17 protein-coding genes are annotated in these 17851 nt (G+C 71.3%); 2 read left to right on the forward strand and 15 right to left on the reverse strand.

Annotated features, from left to right (window positions below):
• Window positions 1-6: 6 nt before the first annotated feature.
• The 6 genes from ACGFT1_RS04390 to ACGFT1_RS04415 form a co-directional block, all read right to left on the reverse strand.
• Window positions 7-1038 carry a helix-turn-helix transcriptional regulator gene (locus tag ACGFT1_RS04390; RefSeq protein WP_373907480.1) on the reverse strand — a complete coding sequence of 344 codons (1032 nt, stop codon included), beginning with the start codon at window positions 1036-1038 and terminating at the stop codon, window positions 7-9.
• A 14-nt stretch (window positions 1039-1052) separates the two neighbouring features.
• Window positions 1053-2006 carry a helix-turn-helix transcriptional regulator gene (locus tag ACGFT1_RS04395; RefSeq protein WP_373907481.1) on the reverse strand — a complete coding sequence of 318 codons (954 nt, stop codon included), beginning with the start codon at window positions 2004-2006 and terminating at the stop codon, window positions 1053-1055.
• A 137-nt stretch (window positions 2007-2143) separates the two neighbouring features.
• Window positions 2144-2515, reverse strand: coding sequence for an FKBP-type peptidyl-prolyl cis-trans isomerase (locus tag ACGFT1_RS04400; protein WP_373907482.1), 372 nt, complete (start codon window positions 2513-2515; stop codon window positions 2144-2146).
• 86 nt (window positions 2516-2601) lie between these two features.
• Window positions 2602-3606 carry an FKBP-type peptidyl-prolyl cis-trans isomerase gene (locus ACGFT1_RS04405; RefSeq protein WP_373907483.1) on the reverse strand — a complete coding sequence of 335 codons (1005 nt, stop codon included), beginning with the start codon at window positions 3604-3606 and terminating at the stop codon, window positions 2602-2604.
• Window positions 3607-3746: 140 nt separating this feature from the next.
• Window positions 3747-5108, reverse strand: a complete 1362-nt coding sequence (pafA, locus tag ACGFT1_RS04410) for a Pup--protein ligase (protein ID WP_373907484.1) — start codon at window positions 5106-5108, stop codon at window positions 3747-3749.
• A 9-nt stretch (window positions 5109-5117) separates the two neighbouring features.
• The gene (locus ACGFT1_RS04415) at window positions 5118-6377 is read right to left on the reverse strand and encodes an MFS transporter (protein WP_373907485.1); all 1260 of its coding nucleotides are present in this window, start codon (window positions 6375-6377) and stop codon (window positions 5118-5120) included.
• 169 nt (window positions 6378-6546) lie between these two features.
• Between ACGFT1_RS04415 and ACGFT1_RS04420 the strand changes: the two genes are divergently transcribed.
• Window positions 6547-7563 carry a LacI family DNA-binding transcriptional regulator gene (locus ACGFT1_RS04420; protein ID WP_373907486.1) on the forward strand — a complete coding sequence of 339 codons (1017 nt, stop codon included), beginning with the start codon at window positions 6547-6549 and terminating at the stop codon, window positions 7561-7563.
• An 88-nt stretch (window positions 7564-7651) separates the two neighbouring features.
• On the opposite strand, the gene prcA is transcribed toward ACGFT1_RS04420, so the two are convergent.
• From prcA to arc, 6 genes are all read right to left on the reverse strand, one after another.
• A complete protein-coding gene (gene prcA, locus ACGFT1_RS04425) occupies window positions 7652-8389 on the reverse strand; it encodes a proteasome subunit alpha (protein ID WP_373907487.1) in 738 nt (245 codons plus the stop codon).
• 61 nt (window positions 8390-8450) lie between these two features.
• Window positions 8451-9296, reverse strand: coding sequence for a proteasome subunit beta (gene prcB, locus ACGFT1_RS04430; protein ID WP_373907488.1), 846 nt, complete (start codon window positions 9294-9296; stop codon window positions 8451-8453).
• Window positions 9248-9613 (reverse strand): endonuclease domain-containing protein, encoded by a 366-nt coding sequence (locus ACGFT1_RS04435; protein ID WP_373907489.1) that lies wholly within the window; start codon window positions 9611-9613, stop codon window positions 9248-9250. The genes prcB and ACGFT1_RS04435 overlap by 49 nt, the downstream gene beginning before the upstream one ends.
• Window positions 9567-9785, reverse strand: coding sequence for a ubiquitin-like protein Pup (locus ACGFT1_RS04440; RefSeq protein ID WP_361987940.1), 219 nt, complete (start codon window positions 9783-9785; stop codon window positions 9567-9569). Before ACGFT1_RS04440 ends, ACGFT1_RS04435 begins: the two co-directional genes overlap by 47 nt.
• Before the next feature lie 173 nt (window positions 9786-9958).
• Window positions 9959-11470 carry a depupylase/deamidase Dop gene (gene dop / locus ACGFT1_RS04445; RefSeq protein WP_356821706.1) on the reverse strand — a complete coding sequence of 504 codons (1512 nt, stop codon included), beginning with the start codon at window positions 11468-11470 and terminating at the stop codon, window positions 9959-9961.
• A gap of 232 nt (window positions 11471-11702) precedes the next feature.
• Complete coding sequence (gene arc / locus ACGFT1_RS04450) at window positions 11703-13469, reverse strand: proteasome ATPase (RefSeq protein WP_373907490.1); 1767 nt, start codon at window positions 13467-13469, stop codon at window positions 11703-11705.
• A gap of 519 nt (window positions 13470-13988) precedes the next feature.
• Between arc and ACGFT1_RS04455 the strand changes: the two genes are divergently transcribed.
• The gene (locus ACGFT1_RS04455) at window positions 13989-14291 is read left to right on the forward strand and encodes a ferredoxin (RefSeq protein WP_356821710.1); all 303 of its coding nucleotides are present in this window, start codon (window positions 13989-13991) and stop codon (window positions 14289-14291) included.
• 7 nt (window positions 14292-14298) lie between these two features.
• Here ACGFT1_RS04455 and ACGFT1_RS04460 read toward each other — a convergent pair whose 3' ends face one another.
• From ACGFT1_RS04460 to ACGFT1_RS04470, 3 genes are all read right to left on the reverse strand, one after another.
• The gene (locus ACGFT1_RS04460) at window positions 14299-14871 is read right to left on the reverse strand and encodes a hypothetical protein (protein WP_373907491.1); all 573 of its coding nucleotides are present in this window, start codon (window positions 14869-14871) and stop codon (window positions 14299-14301) included.
• A gap of 225 nt (window positions 14872-15096) precedes the next feature.
• A complete protein-coding gene (locus ACGFT1_RS04465) occupies window positions 15097-15999 on the reverse strand; it encodes a tRNA (adenine-N1)-methyltransferase (RefSeq protein WP_373907492.1) in 903 nt (300 codons plus the stop codon).
• Window positions 16000-16040: 41 nt separating this feature from the next.
• The gene (locus ACGFT1_RS04470) at window positions 16041-17783 is read right to left on the reverse strand and encodes a site-2 protease family protein (RefSeq protein ID WP_373907493.1); all 1743 of its coding nucleotides are present in this window, start codon (window positions 17781-17783) and stop codon (window positions 16041-16043) included.
• Window positions 17784-17851 lie beyond the last annotated feature (68 nt).

Genomic DNA, 17851 nt, shown 5'->3' on the forward strand with positions numbered 1-17851 from the left:
CCCGGCTCACGCGGGCCTCAGGTCCCGGCCGTCACCGGCGCCCCGCGCCACGCCCGCCGCAGCGTCGTACGCCGCCAGGGCCTCGTGGGCGGCGCGGCGGGCGCTCTCGGCCAGCTCGGCCGGGGAGGCGATCCGGCCGTCCCGGCCGAGCCGCAGGGCCAGCCTGCGCAGGGAGGCCGGGTCGGGGGTGCGCAGAGTGATACGCAGTCCGCCGTCGGGCAGCTCATCGGCGCTGTCGTGCGGGTAGTACTCGGCGACCCAGCGACCGCCGGGGCCGACCTCGACCACCACCTCCGGGTCCTCGGCGGCCGGCTGCACCAGGGCCTCGGAGAGGTCGCGCAGCTCCACCTCGGGCGGCGCCGACGGCTCGTCGAGGACCTTGATCTCGGCGACCCGGTCGAGCCGGAAGGTGCGCCGGGCCTCGGAGCGGCGGCACCAGGCCTCCACATAGGTGTGGCCGACGCTGACCAGCCTGATGGGGTCGATCTCGCGCTCGGTGATCTCGTCGCGCGCCGGGGAGTAGTAGCGGATCCAGAGCCGGCGGCGCTCGGAGATCGCCCGGTCGACGTCGGCGAAGACCCCGCCCTCGGACTCGAAGGTCACCGACAGGCGGGAGCTGGCCCCGGCGGCCTCGCCGGCCGCGGTCTCCACCTTGGCCGTGGCCCGCAGCAGGGCCTGCCGGTCACCCTCCCGGAGGCCGGGCAGCGTCGACACCGCGCGGGCCGCGACCAGCAGGGCCGTGGCCTCGTCGGCGGCGAGCCGGAGCGGCTCGGCCGCCTCCTCCCCGAGCGCGGCCGGGTTGTGCCACCAGATGCGCTCGCCGTCGGTGTCGATGTCCAGCAGGTCGCCGCCCCGGAAGCTGGTGCCGCACATGGGCAGCAGGTCGAGGTCGGCGACCAGTTCGTCCTCGGTGATGCCGAAGGCGCGCGCCACGTCGGCGATCCGGGCGCCGGGGCGCTCCCGGAGATAGGTCACCAGCGAGAGCATCCGCCGGGTCTGGTCGATGGCGTTCACGGGCCTGACCGGTTTGCCTGCCACAGTCCTGCTCCCCCTCAGCCCTTGGCCACGGCACGCAGCCGGTCCACCACGTCCGCGCGCAGCTCGGCCGGCTCCAGCACCACCACGTCCGGTCCGAACTCCACCAGCCAGGCGTCCAGTCCGTGCCCGTACGGAATCTCCAGCTCGTCCCAGCCGCCGCCGAGTTCCCGGACCGCGGTGGCCTTCGCCCGAAGGGGGTAGCCGGCGCCGGAGCGCAGCCGGATCAGCGCCGAGCGGTCGGCGATCTCGCCGGCCCAGCTCGCGACGGTCTCACGCACGGTGACCACGTCGGGCACGGGCACGGTGAAACCCGTGCCCCGCGTGCGGACCCTGCCGGTGATCCGGGAGAGCCGGAAGACGCGCTCGGCGCCCCGGTCGCGGTCCCAGCCGGCCAGGTACCAGTGGCCGCGCCAGCACTCCAGCGCCCATGGCTCGACATGCCGGGGCTCGGGGTGGGCGGCGGAGGCCTTGCGGTACTCGAAGAGGACCGGGCGGCGGTCGCGCAGGGCCAGCATCAGCGGCTCGAAGGCGGCCTCGTGCACCGGGATGCGCGGTTCCAGGGCGCTGTGCGCCTCGTAGGGGTCGACGTCCTCGGGCAGGCCCGCGGCGCGCAGTTTCTGGAGGGCACCGCTGGCCGCGCCGGCCAGCCGGGCCTGCTGCCAGACCTTCGCGGCGAGACCGAGGGCGGCGGCCTCCTCGGCGTCCAGGGTGATGGGGGGCAGACGGTTGCTGTCGCGGCGGGCGAGGTAACCGACCTCGCCGTCGATGTTCTCGACGGTCTCGATGACGAGGCCCAGCTCGCGCAGGTCGTCCTTGTCCCGCTCGAACATGCGGTTGAAGGAGTCGTCGCTCCCCGCTTCGAGGTAGGCCTCGATGGACGCCCGCAGCTCGCGCTTGCTGAGCGGCCGCCGTGTCCCGAGCAGACACAGCGCGAGGTTCATCAGCCGCTCGGCCTTGGCAATGGCCATCGACGCCCTTCGCCTTCCCTATGGTGCTTCTGACCGATGACCGTACCGCTCCGCGGGGCGGTGACAAAAGCCGAGGGCCCACGCCCGAGCAGGCATGGGCCCCAGGTGATCGGATCCGGTCGGATCCGGGCCGTGAATCAGACGCCGAGCAGGTCGACCACGAAGATGAGCGTCTCGCCGGGCTTGATCGCCGGGGTCGGGCTCTGGTCGCCGTAGGCGAGGTGGGCGGGGATGGTCAGCTGGCGGCGGCCACCGACCTTCATGCCCTGCACGCCCTGGTCCCAGCCCTGGATGACCCGGCCCTGGCCCAGCGGGAAGCGGAACGGAGTGCCGCGGTTCCAGCTGGCGTCGAACTCCTCGCCCGTGCTGAAAGCGACGCCCACGTAGTGGACGGTGACGTTCTGGCCCGCCTGGGCGACCGGCCCGTCGCCCTCCCAGATGTCCTTGATCTCGAGGTCGGCCGGGGGCGCGCCCTCCGGGAAGTCGATCTCGGGCTTGTCGATGCTCACGTCAAAAGCTCCTGCTTGTGTACGACACGGAACGCGGACAGTCTTTCATCATCGCGGGCCCCTCGCCCGCCCCGGGCGTCCCCCGGCTACATCGCCGCCAGGATGTCCACCGTGAACACCAGGGTGGCGCCCTTCTTGATGATCCCGCCGCTCGGCGGCTTGTCGCCGTAGCCCAGCTCCGGCGGGACGACGATCAGGACCCGGCTGCCCACCTTCTTGCCGGTCAGTCCCTGCGCCAGGCCCTTGACCGCCTGCTGCATCTGCTCCAGGGAGAACTGGCTGAGCCTGCCGGAGCCGTACGTCCGCTGGAAGGTCTTGCCGCTCTCCCAGACCAGGCCCTGGAACTGGCACAGGACCGTCTGGTCGGCCTTCAGTTCGGCGCCGTCGCCCTCCAGGACGTACTCCGAGACGAGCTTCTTCGGCGGGTCCGACTTGGGGATGGTGACCTTGGGCACCTGGCCGTCGGTGTTCGTGGCCACCTTCGGCAGGGCCGGGTCGTTCTGCGCGACCGGCTTGCCCTTGGCGGAGCTCTTGGAATTGAAGGAGTCGATGACGTCGATGACGAAGACGAGGGTGTCGGTGCCCTTGATGCCCGCGTCCGGCTGGCCCGACTTGCCGTAGCCCAGGGCGGGCGGGACGGCGATCTCGATCCGGCTGCCGGACTTCTTGCCGGCCAGGGCGTACCGCCAGCCGTCGATGATGCTGCCCTGGGCGAGCTGCATGACCAGCGGGCGTTTGCGGTCGTAGGAGTTGTCGAAGACCTTGGCGGTGTCCCAGATCTGGCCGAGGTAGTTCGCCTGGACGAAGTCGTTCTCCGCGACCGTGCGGCCACTGCCCGGGATCAGGGTCTTGACCGCCAGGTTCTCCGACGGGTCGCCCGGTCCCTTGGCGACGACCGGCTTCTCGCCGAACTTCGTGCCCGCCGTGACCGCCGGCAGCGGTCCGTCCACGATCTTGGGCGGGGGCGCGGCGGACGCCGACGGCGACGGCGAGACACTGGTCTTGCCGGAGTCGGACGAGTCGTCCCCGCAGGCGGCGAGCGTGACCAGTCCTGCGGGGACAGCGGCGAGGAGGAGTGAGCGTCGGCGCACGGAGAGCCTCGTAATCGGTCGATCTTGCGGATGGCGTGCGCGCAACTCTACGGCGTGAGAAGGGCGCCGTACGGAAAACGTACGGCGCCCGTGTGGCGTTCCGGCATTTCGGAGCCGGAACGCTTGACCCGGCCCTTCGCCTACATTCCGGCGATCAGCTTCTCCACCCGGTCGTCCACCGAACGGAACGGGTCCTTGCACAACACGGTGCGCTGCGCCTGGTCGTTGAGCTTCAGGTGGACCCAGTCGACCGTGAAGTCCCTGCGCTGTTCCTGCGCCCGCCGGATGAAGTCGCCGCGCAGCCGGGCCCGAGTGGTCTGCGGGGGAACGGACTTGCCCTCGAAGATCTTCAGGTCGTTGCAGATGCGGGTGGCCTGGCCCTTCTTCTCCAGCAGGTAGTACAGGCCACGACGGCGGTGGATGTCGTGGTAGGCGAGGTCTATCTGCGCGACCCTCGGGTGCGACATGGTCATGTTGTGCTTGGCCCGGTACCGCTCGATGAGCTTGTACTTCATGACCCAGTCGATCTCGGTGGCGATCCGGTCGAGGTCCTCGGCCTCGATCGCGTCGAGCGTGCGGCCCCACAGGTCCAGCACCTCCGCGACCGTGCCGGTGCGGATGCCCCGGCGCTCGCAGAAGTCCACGGCCTTGTCGAAGTACTCCCGCTGCACCTCCAGGGCGGAGGCCTCCCGGCCGCTGGCCAGGCGTACCTTGCGCCGGCCGGTGATGTCGTGGCTGACCTCGCGGATCGCCCGGATCGGGTTCTCCAGGGTGAGGTCGCGCATCACGGTGCCCGCCTCGATCATGCGCAGCACGAGGTCGGTGGCGCCGACCTTGAGCAGCATGGTCGTCTCGGACATGTTCGAGTCACCGACGATGACGTGCAGCCGGCGGTAGCGCTCGGCGTCCGCGTGCGGTTCGTCGCGGGTGTTGATGATGGGCCGGGAGCGGGTCGTCGCCGAGGAGACGCCCTCCCAGATGTGCTCCGCGCGCTGGCTGACGCAGTAGACGGCGCCGCGCGGGGTCTGGAGCACCTTGCCGGCGCCGCACAGCAGCTGCCGGGTGACGAGGAAGGGGATGAGAATGTCCGCGAGCCGGGAGAACTCCCCGTGCCGGGCCACCAGGTAGTTCTCGTGGCAGCCGTAGGAGTTGCCCGCCGAGTCGGTGTTGTTCTTGAAGAGGTAGACGTCGCCCGCGATGCCCTCCTCGTGCAGGCGTCGTTCCGCGTCCACCAGGAGTCCTTCGAGAATGCGCTCGCCGGCCTTGTCGTGGGTGACCAGTTCGGTCACGTTGTCACACTCGGGAGTCGCGTATTCCGGATGTGAGCCCACGTCGAGATAGAGCCGGGCGCCGTTGCGCAGAAACACATTGCTGCTGCGGCCCCATGACACGACACGGCGGAAGAGGTACCGCGCCACCTCGTCAGGAGACAGGCGGCGCTGTCCCCTGAACGTGCACGTGACGCCGTACTCGTTCTCCAGCCCGAAAATGCGGCGGTCCATGAGGGAACATTACGCCCGATCCCCCGAGCTGAAACGAGGTTCGACGGCACGATCTGGATCATTTTCCGATGAAGCCGCAACGACCCCGCCCCGCGCGGGAGCCGCCAGTACCCGTCCGGTGGCGAGCAGGACCAGCAGGGACACGGCCCCGGCCGCGCCCGGGAGGGCGAAACCCCACAGGGTGCCGCCGGCCTGGACGACCGGTCCCGCCAGGCCCGTTCCGACCGAGGCGCCCACGGTGAACGTCGTCACCAGCCAGGAGAACGCCTCGGTGACGGTCCCGGCCGGCGCGTGCCGGTCGACGATGATGAACGCGCAGGCGATGCAGGGCGCCAGGAAGACACCGGAGACCACGCTGAGCAGCACCATGGCGACCGTGCCGGGGGTCAGCGTCAGCGGCAGGTAACAGACCGCCAGCAGGGCCACCAGCACCGTCAGTCGCCGTTCGGGCGCGCCGGCCCACCGCCGGGCGCCGTAGACGCTGCCGCCGGCGAGCGCGCCGAGGCCGAGTCCGGCCATGAGCCAGCCGTAGACCGCGTCGCCGCCGTGCCCGTCCGCGTACGACACCGAGGCGACCGTGATGGAGCCCAGCGCGATGCCGACGAACAGGAAGGCCGCGAGCAGCGCGAGCAGGCCGGGCGAGCGCAGGGCGCCCAGCCAGTGCGCCTCGCGCGGGGCGGAGCGCCACGCGCGCGAGGGCGGTGAGAGGACCACGGAGAGCGCGCCCAGCACGCCGAGGAGGTTCAGCACGAGCAGGGCGGCGCGCTCGTCCCACAGGGACACGCACAGGGTCACCAGCAGCGGGCCGGCGGTGAACATGATCTCCTGCGCGATCGCGTCCATGGCGTACGCGGTGTGCACCTGGTCCTCGCGGCGCAGCACGGACGGCCACAGGGCGCGCAGGCCGCCCTCCAGGGGCGGGGCGAACAGGCCGGCCGCCGCCACACTCGCGTGGGCGAGGGGGAGCGAGCCGGTGCCCAGGAAGGCGAAGGCGGTCATCGAGAGGGCCGCGAGGACCGCCGCGGGCAGCTGGACGCGCGGCTGGCCGTACAGGTCCACGAGCCGGCCCAGGACCGGCTGGCCGGCGGCGTTGGCGACGCCGTACACCGCGGCGAGGGCGCCGGCGAGGCTGTAGCTGCCGCCCTCGGCGCGGACGAAGAGCACCAGGGCGATGGCCGCGGTGGCGTTGGGCAGGCGGCCCACCAGGGTGCCGGTGAGCAGCCGGCACGCGTGCCTCGCTCTGAGGATCTCCAGGTATCCCGTGGCCATGTCCAGCCCTTCCGTGGCTCGCGGGACGCCTCGACGGCCCGAAGTGTTACGTATAACGTCCCCGCCCATACGTACCATGTGCGCTGTTCACACGTCCAGACGGCCGACGGTGACCCGCGGGCGCGCCAGCGCCCCGGGCGGACGGCCGAAACAGAGGAGCAGGCCCGCGGTGGCATCCAGCAGCACCCGCCCGACCAGCCGTGACGTCGCCCGGGCGGCCGGCGTCTCCCAGGCGGCCGTCTCCCTCGTGCTGGGCGACAAGTGGCGCGGCCGGGTGTCCGAGGCCACCGCCGAACGGGTCCGGGAGGCCGCCCGGGAGCTGGGCTACCGGCCCAATCTCGCCGCCCGCAACCTGCGCCTCGGCCACACCCGCACCGTCCTGCTCGTGGTGCCCGCCCTGACGACGGAGTTCTTCGCCGGGGTCTACACGGGCGCCGCGCGCGTGGCGGCCGAGCACGGCTTCGGCGTGGTGCTCTACCCCTCACCCGAGGGGGTCGGCCCGGCCCGCGACCCCTTCGCCTCCGCGCAGGCCGCCCTGGACGGCGTCATCGCCTCCTCGATGGCCGCCGACGCCCTCACCGCGATCCGCGGCGACCAGCTGCCCCTGGTCATGCTGGACAGTGATCCCTCGGGCAGCCTGGGCGCCGCGACCGTGAACCTGGACATCACCGACGGCGTCCGCCAGGTCGCCGAGCACCTGCTGGGCCTCGGCCACCGCCGCGTGCTGCACCTGGCGGCGGACGTGCCGTCCTGGACGTTCGAGGTCCGCGCGCGCGAGCTGGCCGCGCGCCTGGCCGCGGTCCCCGGCACGCGCGTGCGTACGGCCCGGGCACCGATCTCCATCGAGGGCGCGCTGGCCGCCACCGAGGCCGCGCTCACCGCGCCCGGCCCCCGGCCCACGGCCGTGGTGTGCGACGACGACAAGCTGGCCGCGGGCGCGTACAAGGCGCTGCGCCGGCTGGGCCTGCGCGTCCCGGACGACGTCTCGGTCACCGGCCTGGACGATCTGGCCCTGGCCACCGCCCTCGACCCCGAGCTGACGACCGTGCGGCTGGACGCCGAGCTGTTCGGCGAGCACGGGATGCGGGCCCTGCTGGCGGTGCTGGAGGGCCGTGCGCCGCAGAGCGGGGACATCCCCGTCGAACTGGTCGTCCGGGGCTCCACGGCACCGCCCCGCGAGGCGTAGGCCGGTCACCCACCGGCCGGTCACCCACCGCCGGAACGGCAGGTGCCCCGGCCGGAGGACCGGCCGGGGCACACCTGGTGTGCGGGGATCACTCCTCGTCGGCGCTCTCCGCCTCCGTGGTCGCGCCGCCCGCCTCCAGCAGGCGGCCGAGCTGGCGGCCGACGATGCGCTTGAACTTGCGCTTCTGCGGGCGCGTGCGGTCCAGCACGGCGACCTCCAGCCGCTCGGCGGGGATCTCCCGCTCGCTGCCGTTGGTGTCCCGGGACAGGGCCTGCACGGCCAGCTTCAGAGCCTCCGCGAGACTCATGCCGTCGCGGTGACGCTGGTCCAGGAAGGTGCTGATCTGCTCGGTGTTGCCGCCGACCGCGACCGAGCCGTGCTCGTCCACGATGGAACCGTCGTGCGGCAGCCGGTAGATCTGGTCGCCCTCGGGGGTCTCCCCCACCTCGGCCACCACCAGCTCCACCTCGTACGGCTTCTCGGCCGCCGAGGAGAAGATCGTGCCCAGCGTCTGGGCGTAGACGTTGGCCAGGCCGCGGGCCGTGACGTCGTCACGGTCGTAGGTGTAGCCGCGCAGGTCGGCGTAGCGCACGCCGCCGATCCGCAGGTTCTCGTACTCGTTGTACTTGCCGGCCGCCGCGAAGCCGATCCGGTCGTAGATCTCGCTGAACTTGTGCAGCGCGCGGGACGGGTTCTCGCCGACGAACACGATGCCGTCGGCGTACTGGAGCACGACCAGGCTGCGGCCGCGGGCGATGCCCTTGCGGGCGTACTCGGCCCGGTCGGCCATGGCCTGCTGGGGTGAGACATAGAACGGCGTCGACACCGGTTATCCGTCCCTTTCTGTCATGGTCACTGGATCACCTCGATAAGAACCGGGGCCGGGCTCAGAGCAGGGCGGCCTTGGGGCCGTCGGGCTCCTCCAGGCGCTTCTGGAGCACCGCGCGGGCGAGCCCGGACGACTCCTCCTCGGTGAGCCGGCGGAAGCCGTCCTCGGTGATCACGGTGATGATCGGATAGATCCGGCGGGCGACATCGGGACCACCGGTCGCCGAGTCGTCGTCAGCCGCGTCGTAGAGGGCCTGGACGACGAGCGTGGTGGCCTGCTCCTCGGTCAGGTCGCTCCGGAACAGCTTCTTCATCGCACCGCGGGCGAAGACCGAACCCGAGCCCGTCGCGGCGAAGTTGTGCTCCTCGGAACGGCCGCCCGTGACGTCGTAGGAGAAGATGCGTCCCCGTTCGCGGTCCAGGTCGTACCCGGCGAAGAGGGGGACCACGGCCAGGCCCTGCATGGCCATGCCGAGGTTGGAACGGATCATGGTAGACAGCCGGTTGGCCTTGCCCTCCAGGGACAGCTGGGCGCCCTCGACCTTCTCGAAGTGCTCCAGCTCCAGCTGGAAGAGCTTGACCATCTCGACGGCCAGCCCGGCGGTGCCGGCGATGCCGACGGCCGAGTACTCGTCGGCCGGGAAGACCTTCTCGATGTCCCGCTGCGCGATGACGTTGCCCATGGTCGCCCGGCGGTCACCGGCGAGCACGACACCTCCGGGGAAGGTGACGGCGACGATCGTCGTGCCGTGCGGCGCCTCGATGACACCCTGCGTGGGCGGCAGCTGCCGGTTGCCGGGCAGCAGCGCGGGCTGGTGCTCGGAGAGGAAGTCCATGAAGGAGGAGGATCCTGGCGTCAGGAAGGCAGCTGGTAGACGCCCGGTGCCACGAGTATTGGCTTCCACGAGATTCCTTCCACGTAGCGGCAGTCCGGCGGGCAGGTCCGGGGTGTCTTCCCCCATGTGCCGATGGCCGAATTGCGGTTGAAGCACGGTATGCCACGGACCTTACCCGGCCGGTGGCGGTGATCCACCTGCCCGGCGGCAGCCGTTCCCCGGGGACGAGGACTGCCCGCGGCCCGGACTTCTCCGGCCGCGAGCAGTGCTTCGTCGTCCGTTCGCCGGCCACTCACCACTCCGACGCCCCTGGACCTTGGATCCGAAGGGGAAAGCAGCCTACTGGCCACCCTTTTGCACGAACGAGCGCACGAAGTCCTCCGCATTCTCCTCAAGGACGTCGTCGATCTCGTCCAGGACGGAGTCCACGTCGTCGGAGAGCTTCTCGTGCCGCTCCTTGAGGTCGTCCTGCGCCTGCGCGTCCTGCGCCTGCTCCTCGACCTCCTCGGTGGAGCGCGTGGCCTTCTGCTGGCCGCCGCCCGTGTCCTTGGTCGCCATAACCCTCACCCCGCTCAGTTCGCCTGCCGATCGGTGATGATCAGACCCTACAAGCCGGGTCCGACATCGGCCCCGCAGTTTCTCCAACGAACGGGGGCCATCCCGATGATTCCCGGGCGGTGGGCTTTCCACCCCGACCGCCCGGGGCGCACCGAGTACCCCCCTGACACCGCTCACCCGCCGGACAGGACCCTGACCAGGTCTTCCGCGGTACGGCAGCGGTCCAGCAGCTCCTTGACGTGATTTCGCGTTCCGCGTAGCGGTTCCAGGGTTGGGACGCGCTGGAGGGAATCGCGGCCGGGGAGGTCGAAGATGACCGAGTCCCAGCTCGCCGCGGCCACGTCGTCCGCGTACTGCTCCAGGCACCGGCCGCGGAAGTACGCGCGCGTGTCCTCCGGCGGCTTCGTACGGGCCCGCTCGACCTCGGCCTCGTCCAGCAGCCGCTTCATGCGCCCACGGGCCACCAGGCGGTTGTAGATGCCCTTCTCGGCGCGGACGTCGGCGTACTGGAGATCGACCAGGTGCAGCCGCGCGGCGTCCCAGTCCAGGTCGTCCCGGCGGCGGTACCCCTCCATCACCTCCCGCTTGGCCACCCAGTCCAGCTCGCCGGCCAGGCTCATCGGGTCGCGCTCCAGCCGGGTCAGGGTGTCCTCCCAGCGGCCGAGGACGTCCTTGGTCTGGTCGTCGGCGTCGGCGCCGAAGCGTTCCTCGACGTACTTGCGGGCCAGTTCGAAGTACTCCATCTGCAGCTGGACCGCGGTGAGCGTGCGCCCGCTGCGCAGGGTGACCAGGCGCTTCAGGGACGGGTCGTGCGAGACCTGGTGGAGGGTGCGCACAGGCTGGTCGACGGCCAGGTCCACGGCGATGAAGCCGTCCTCGATCATGGACAGGACCAGGGCGGTCGTGCCGAGCTTGAGGTAGGTGGAGATCTCCGAGAGGTTGGCGTCACCGATGATCACGTGCAGCCGGCGGTACTTCTCCGCGTCCGCGTGCGGCTCGTCGCGCGTGTTGATGATCGGGCGCTTGAGCGTGGTCTCCAGGCCGACCTCGACCTCGAAGTAGTCCGCGCGCTGGCTGAGCTGGAAGCCGTGCTCGTGCCCGTCCTGGCCGATGCCGACGCGGCCCGCTCCGGCGAAGACCTGACGGGAGACGAAGAAGGGCGTGAGGTGGCGCACGATGTCCGAGAAGGGGGTCTCCCGCTTCATCAGGTAGTTCTCGTGCGTGCCGTAGGAGGCGCCCTTGTTGTCGGTGTTGTTCTTGTAGAGGTGGATCTGCTGGGCTCCCGGCAGCTGCGCGGCCCGCTCGGCCGCCTCCGCCATGATCCGCTCGCCCGCCTTGTCCCAGAGGACGGCGTCGCGGGGGTTGGTGACCTCGGGGGCGCTGTACTCGGGGTGGGCGTGGTCGACGTAGAGCCGCGCGCCGTTGGTGAGGATCACGTTGGCCAGGCCGATGTCCTCGTCGGTGAGCTGGCTGGAGTCGGCTGTCTCCCGGGCGAGGTCGAAGCCTCGCGCGTCCCGCAGCGGGTTCTCCTCCTCGAAGTCCCAGCGGGCCCGGCGGGCCCGGTGCATCGCGGCCGCGTAGGCGTTGACGATCTGGGACGAGGTGAGCATGGCATTGGCGTTCGGGTGGCCGGGGACGGAGATCCCGTACTCCGTCTCGATTCCCATTACTCGCCGTACGGTCATGCGGCCCTCCTTGCCCGGCGGCACCCTCGGTCGTGGACACCGCTCATGTGCCGCTGGCGCTCCGGTGTGTGTGCGGTGCCCGTTCCCGCACGGCGCGACTCGGCGGCAGGAACGAGCCTAGAACGCCTTTGCGCTGGTGGGGAGATCATTTGCGTCATTGGCTGCTCCGGTCGTGGCCCTGAAAACAGACGGCTGCGGGTACCCGCCGAGGGCACCCGCAGCCGCCCTGCCGTTACAGGTACTGACCGGTGTTCGCCACCGTGTCGATCGAGCGTCCGGTGTCCGCGCCCTGCTTCCCGGTGATGAGCGTACGGATGTACACGATCCGCTCGCCCTTCTTTCCGGAGATCCGGGCCCAGTCGTCCGGGTTCGTGGTGTTGGGCAGGTCCTCGTTCTCCTTGAACTCGTCCACGCAGGCCTGGAGCAGGTGGGAGACGCGCAGACCCTTCTGGCTCTTCTCCAGGAAGTCCTTGATCGCCATCTTCTTGGCCCGGCCCACGATGTTCTCGATCATGGCGCCGGAGTTGAAGTCCTTGAAGTAGAGGACTTCCTTGTCACCGTTGGCGTAGGTGACCTCCAGGAAGCGGTTCTCCTCCGACTCGGCGTACATGTGCTCGACCGCTGTCTGGATCATGCTCTGGACAGTGGTGGTCTTGTCACCGCCGTGCTCGCCGACGTCGTCCGTGTGCAGCGGCAGGCGCTCGGTGAGGTACTTGCCGAAGATGTCCTTCGCCGCCTCGGCGTCCGGACGCTCGATCTTGATCTTCACGTCGAGCCGGCCTGGGCGCAGGATGGCCGGGTCGATCATGTCCTCGCGGTTGGAGGCGCCGATCACGACCACGTTCTGCAGGCCCTCCACGCCGTCGATCTCGGCGAGCAGCTGCGGGACGATGGTGTTCTCCACGTCCGAGCTGACACCGGAGCCACGGGTGCGGAAGAGGGACTCCATCTCGTCGAAGAAGACGATCACGGGGGTGCCCTCGCTGGCCTTCTCACGCGCACGCTGGAAGACGAGGCGGATCTGCCGCTCGGTCTCGCCGACGTACTTGTTGAGCAGCTCGGGACCCTTGATGTTCAGGAAGAAGCTCTTGCCCTGGGCCTGGCCGGTGACCTCGGCGACCTTCTTGGCCAGCGAGTTGGCGACGGCCTTGGCGATGAGCGTCTTGCCGCAGCCGGGCGGGCCGTAGAGCAGGACGCCCTTGGGCGGGCGCAGCTCGTGCTCCTTGAACAGGTCCGGGTAGAGGTACGGCAGCTCGACCGCGTCGCGGATGGCCTCGATCTGGTTGCCGAGGCCGCCGATCTGCTCGTAACCGATGTCGGGGACCTCTTCGAGGACCAGCTCCTCGACCTCGCTCTTGGGCACGACCTCGTAGACGTAACCGGAGCGGGGTTCGAGCAGGAGGGCGTCGCCGGGGCGGATGGTGACGTCCAGCAGCGGCTCGGCGAGCCGCACCACCCGCTCCTCGTCGGTGTGCCCCAGCACGAGGGCGCGCTCGCCGTCCTCCAGGATCTCCTTGAGGGTGACGATGTCGCCGACGCGCTCGTACGCCATGGCGTCGACCACGTTGAGCGCCTCGTTGAGCATGACCTCCTGGCCGCGCCGCAGATCGTCGAGTTCGACGCTGGGGCTGACGTTGACCCGGAGCTTGCGGCCACCGGTGAAGATGTCCGCCGTGCCGTCCTCGTTCGCCTGGAGGAAGACACCGAAGCCGGCCGGGGGCTGGGCGAGCCGGTCGACCTCCTCCTTGAGGGCCACGATCTGGTCGCGGGCCTCGCGGAGGGTGTTGGCCAGTCGTTCGTTCTGGGCGGACACGCCGGCCAGGTTCGTCTGTAGCTCGACGATCCGCTCTTCGAGAATCCTCGTGTGCCGCGGAGAGTCGGCGAGCTTGCGTCGCAGGACGGCGATCTCCTGCTCAAGGTAGGCGATCTGCCCGGCCGGGTCGTCGGACCCGCGTCCCGGGCGGATGCCGCGGTTCATGTCGTCGTCGTGGGCTGCCACGGTCCTCACCTCCTCCAAGGGGAGCTGGACGCTTCCAGACCCTACCTGGGTGGGTGTCGATTGAAACCCCTAGATCACAAAGACTGTCAAGGTGTGTCGTCGGTCACCCGGCGCGCACTGCCTCGCACGGAGGGGATACCCACTGAACGTGAGGGGAAAGCAGCGTGTTCCGCGCATGGCGCGGTCGAAAGCCTCCACGGCTGGCCGGAGTTGTCCGTCCCGGGCCGGTCGGCCCGTTCGCGGGCAGCACTCGGACCGCTCGCACGGTCATCACGCAGAGCGACGGAACCGGGAGGGGCTGTCACCGCGGAGCGGCCTGAAGTGATCGATCCGGCCGCCGGGGCACCCCTGTCCCGGTCCGGCGCTGGTACCCGAGCGGGCGGGTCCACAAACCCCGGACCGGGCCGGCCCGGACGCGCATCCGGCGGAGGTAGGGTCGAGGGTGTCCAACAGCCGCTGGAGCGGACCCGGCCGGCCCTCGCGGCGCCCGGAGCGCCCGGCGAACCGACGGCAGGAGAGATGACCGTGCAGCAGGAGGCCCCGGGCGACGAGGCGCTGGAGGTCTGGATCGACCAGGACCTGTGTACCGGCGACGGCATCTGCGCCCAGTACGCCCCCGAGGTGTTCGAGCTGGACATCGACGGGCTGGCCTATGTGAAGGGCACGGACGACGAGCTGCTCCAGGCCCCGGGCGCGGCCACGCCGGTGCCGCTGCCGCTGCTGGCGGACGTGGTGGACTCGGCGAAGGAGTGTCCCGGCGAGTGCATCCACGTGCGGCGCGTTCAGGACAGGGTCGAGGTGTACGGCCCCGAGGCGGACTGAGCCCGCTTCAGACGCTGTGGGCCGCGGCTCCCGTGGAGCGGATGAAGGCACCGCCCTTCCACTGCCAGGCGGCCGGGGTCCTCAGGTCCGGGCAGCAACTGGGCACGGAGTCCGACGAGTAGCCGAGCAGCGTGGCGGACACGGTACGCGCGCGCACGGCGAAGCCGGTGACCGTGAGCCGGTCCTCGGGCCTGACGAGGGTGGCCACCACGCGTGGCCGCTTGCCGTCCGCGGAGCGGGTGAGGACGTAGACGCCGTCCGGCGGGGTGCCCATGGGGGCGTCGCAGTGGACCACCGCGACGGTTTCCGGCCTGCCGTCACCGTCCAGATCCGCGTCGGCCTTCTTGACGACCAGGGCCTTCACCGGTCCGCAGTCCAGCGGGAACTTCGCCCCGGCCGTGCCCGGCGCGGCGGCCGCGGTGGTCGTCCGCGTGCCGGTGGCGGACTGGGCGGCCGTGGCCGATCCGGGCTGGGCGACGGTGGAGAGGGCCACCACGGCGGCGACGGCCGTGGCGGTGAGGACCCAGTGGATCGGCCGGGTCTGGGTGTGGGCGAGCTCCGGAACGGCGGATTGCTGCACTAGGAGTGTCTCCTGTGAGGGCTGTGCCGGTGGGATGGGCTGCATGCTGCCACACGCCGCTGGGCGGGGGAACGGCGGGGACCGGCATTCCCCCGGGGCGGTGGACCCGCGTGCGGGCGGCGCCGGTGCCAGTACCGGCCCAACGCGGGAGCGCCGTGCCCGAGTTCCCGGATGCGATGGGGAACTCGGGCACGGCGCCCTTGCGTTGTACGCGTGCGGGGCCGGTCAGCGGCCGGCGCCGCCGTCGGCGTTGGGTCCGGCGTAGTCCTCGCCGTACGCGCCCTTCGCGGGGCGGCGGCGGCGCATGGGCGGCTCGACGCCGTCCGCGAGGCGGCGGGCGGTGAGCAGGAAACCGGTGTGGCCGATCATCCGGTGGTCGGGACGGACGGCCAGGCCCTCGATGTGCCAGTTGCGGATCATGGTCTCCCAGGCGGTCGGCTCGTTGAAGCAGCCGATCTCCCGGATGGACTCCACGGTCCGGGCGAGCTGGGTGGTGGTGGCCACGTAGCAGCACACGATGCCGCCCGGGACGAGCGCCTTGGAGACGGCCTCCAGGCACTCCCAGGGAGCGAGCATGTCCAGGATGACGCGGTCGACGTCGGTGTCGGACAGGTTGTCCTGCAGGTCGCCGACGGTCAGCTGCCAGGCGGGGTGCGGCCCGCCGAAGTAGCGCTCCACGTTCTGCTTCGCGATCTCGGCGAAGTCCTCGCGGCGCTCGTAGGAGTGCAGCATGCCCTGGTCGCCGATGGCCCGCAGCAGGAAGCTGCTGAGCGAGCCGGAGCCGACGCCGGCCTCCACGACGCGCGCGCCGGGGAAGATGTCGGCGAAGGAGAGGATCTGCCCCGCGTCCTTGGGGTAGACGACGGCTGCCCCACGGGGCATGGACAGGACGTAGTCGGGGAGCAGGGGGCGCAGCGCGAGGTAGGCCACGTTGCCGGTGGTCCGGACAACGCTGCCCTCGGGAGCGCCGATCAGTTCGTCGTGCGGGAAGGAGCCCTTGTGGGTGTGGAAGTTCTTCCCGGCTTCGAGCGTGAACGTGTAGTGGCGGCCCTTGGGGTCGGTCAGCTGTACCTGGTCCCCGACCTTGAAGGGCCCGCGCCTGCGGGCGGCACCGGTCGGTTCGGACATGTGACCAGCCTACCGGCGTTTCCGGGGGCCGCCGACCACGGTTACGGGGTCGGCCGGGCCATCGCCTTCACAAAAGCGCGTTCGACGTCGGCGGCGGACAGGACGCCGTAGATCTCGCCGGTCTGCTCGACCACGAGGTACTCGGTGGCGGGAGCGGCCCGGAGGGCTTCCAGCAGGTCCTCCCCGGCCAGCTCCGCGGAGACCCGCATGCCGTCGGTCAGCTCCTGCGCCAGGCCGCTCACCGCCACCCAGGGGCGGCGGTGCTCGGGTACGCCGACGATGGCGGCCTCGCGGACGAGCGCGAGGGGGGTGCCGTCGGCGTCGACGACGACCAGGGCACGGGCACCGGCGGCGTTGGCCCGGCGCAGTGCCTCGGAGAGCGGGGTGTCGTTCTCGACCGGTACGGCCCGCCGGGTGAGGGTGCGGGCACGCAGCTCGGGCAGGTGCTCGCGCAGCCGGGCCATCCGCAGGCTGTTGCCGGCGCCGGTCCAGATGATCGCGGCGAGGATGGCGGCGAGCAGGGCGTCGGTGACCGTGTCCATGCCGCTCGTCTCCTCACCGCCGCCGCCGAGGGCGCCGGAGTGGTTGAGCAGCGGCAGGCCGATCAGGACGGAGACGGCGAGGGCACGGCCGACCCAGGCGGCGGCGACGGTGCCGCTCATCGGCCTGCCGGTCAGCTTCCAGACGACGGCGCGGAGCATCCGGCCGCCGTCGAGGGGCAGGCCGGGCAGGAGGTTGAAGATCGCGACGATGAGGTTGGAGGCCATCAGCCCGGTCAGCAGCACGCCGGGGACGGTGCCGGGCTCGACGGGCTTCATGGCGAGGTAGAACAGCCCGGCCAGGACGAGCGAGAGCAGCGGGCCGACGAACGCCAGCACGAATTCCCGGCCGGGGGTCTCGGCCTCCTTCTCGATCTCCGAGACACCGCCGAAGAACTGGAGCTGGATGCGGCGGACCGGCAGCTCGAAGCGGATCGCGGCGACCGTGTGGGCCAGTTCGTGGACCAGGACGGAGGCGTAGAAGGCGACCGCGAAGAAGAGGGAGACCAGGTAGCGGGCGGCGCCCAGCTCGGGCAGCACGCGGTCGAGCTGGCCGCCGAAGACCCAGGTGATCAGCGCGGCGACGAGGAACCAGCTCGGCGCGACGTACACGGGCACGCCGAAGGGCCGCCCCATGAGGATGCCGCCGCCGGGCTCCTTGGGCCGGGGCCGGGGCGGCTCGCCCTTGGCGATACCGGAGTGCGCGAGCGAGCGGTGCTCGCAGGAGTCGCCGTCTTGCGGCTCGGACTCCCCTGCCGGGTGGTGGGCGCTGTCCGGACGCGCCGGGCGCGGTGAGCCGTCCGTGTCTTCCCTGCCAGGAGCGCCGGCCCTGCCGGCCGGGCCGGGGCCGCTGTCCGTGTCCGCCGCGCGGGAGGCGCTGTCCGTGTCCGCCGGGCGGACCGGCTGGTCGGCGTCGGCCGTGCCGGGCGAACCGGGCGTGGGGGCGGCGTCATCGCGGCGGGTGCGGACGCCTTCGAGGCGAGGGCGTCCAGCGGTGCCGCCCTCCCCTGCCGCGTCATCCTCGTCGACCGGGCCGGCCTGGGCGGCTTCGCCGGCCGGGTGGGGGCCGTCGGGCCGGGTCGGCTGCCGGGTGGCGGGGTGCGGTGTCGTGGGGCTGGGGGCGTCGGGGCTGTCGTGGGTCCGGTCCGCGGGGTGGTCGGCGGGTTCGGCCGTGGGGTCGGCGGAGTTGTCGGCCGGCCCCTCGTTGCCGGACCGCGGCTGCCCGCTCCCGCCGCTCACGTCCACGGTGTCCCCTCGTTCGAAGCGTCTCCCGCGCCTGCCGGGCGGAAGGGTCTCTGCTCGATGGTATGCGG

Origin of the sequence: Streptomyces sp. Y20 (assembly GCF_043195475.1) — a bacterium.
In the GTDB taxonomy this organism is placed as follows: Bacteria; Actinomycetota; Actinomycetes; order Streptomycetales; family Streptomycetaceae; genus Streptomyces.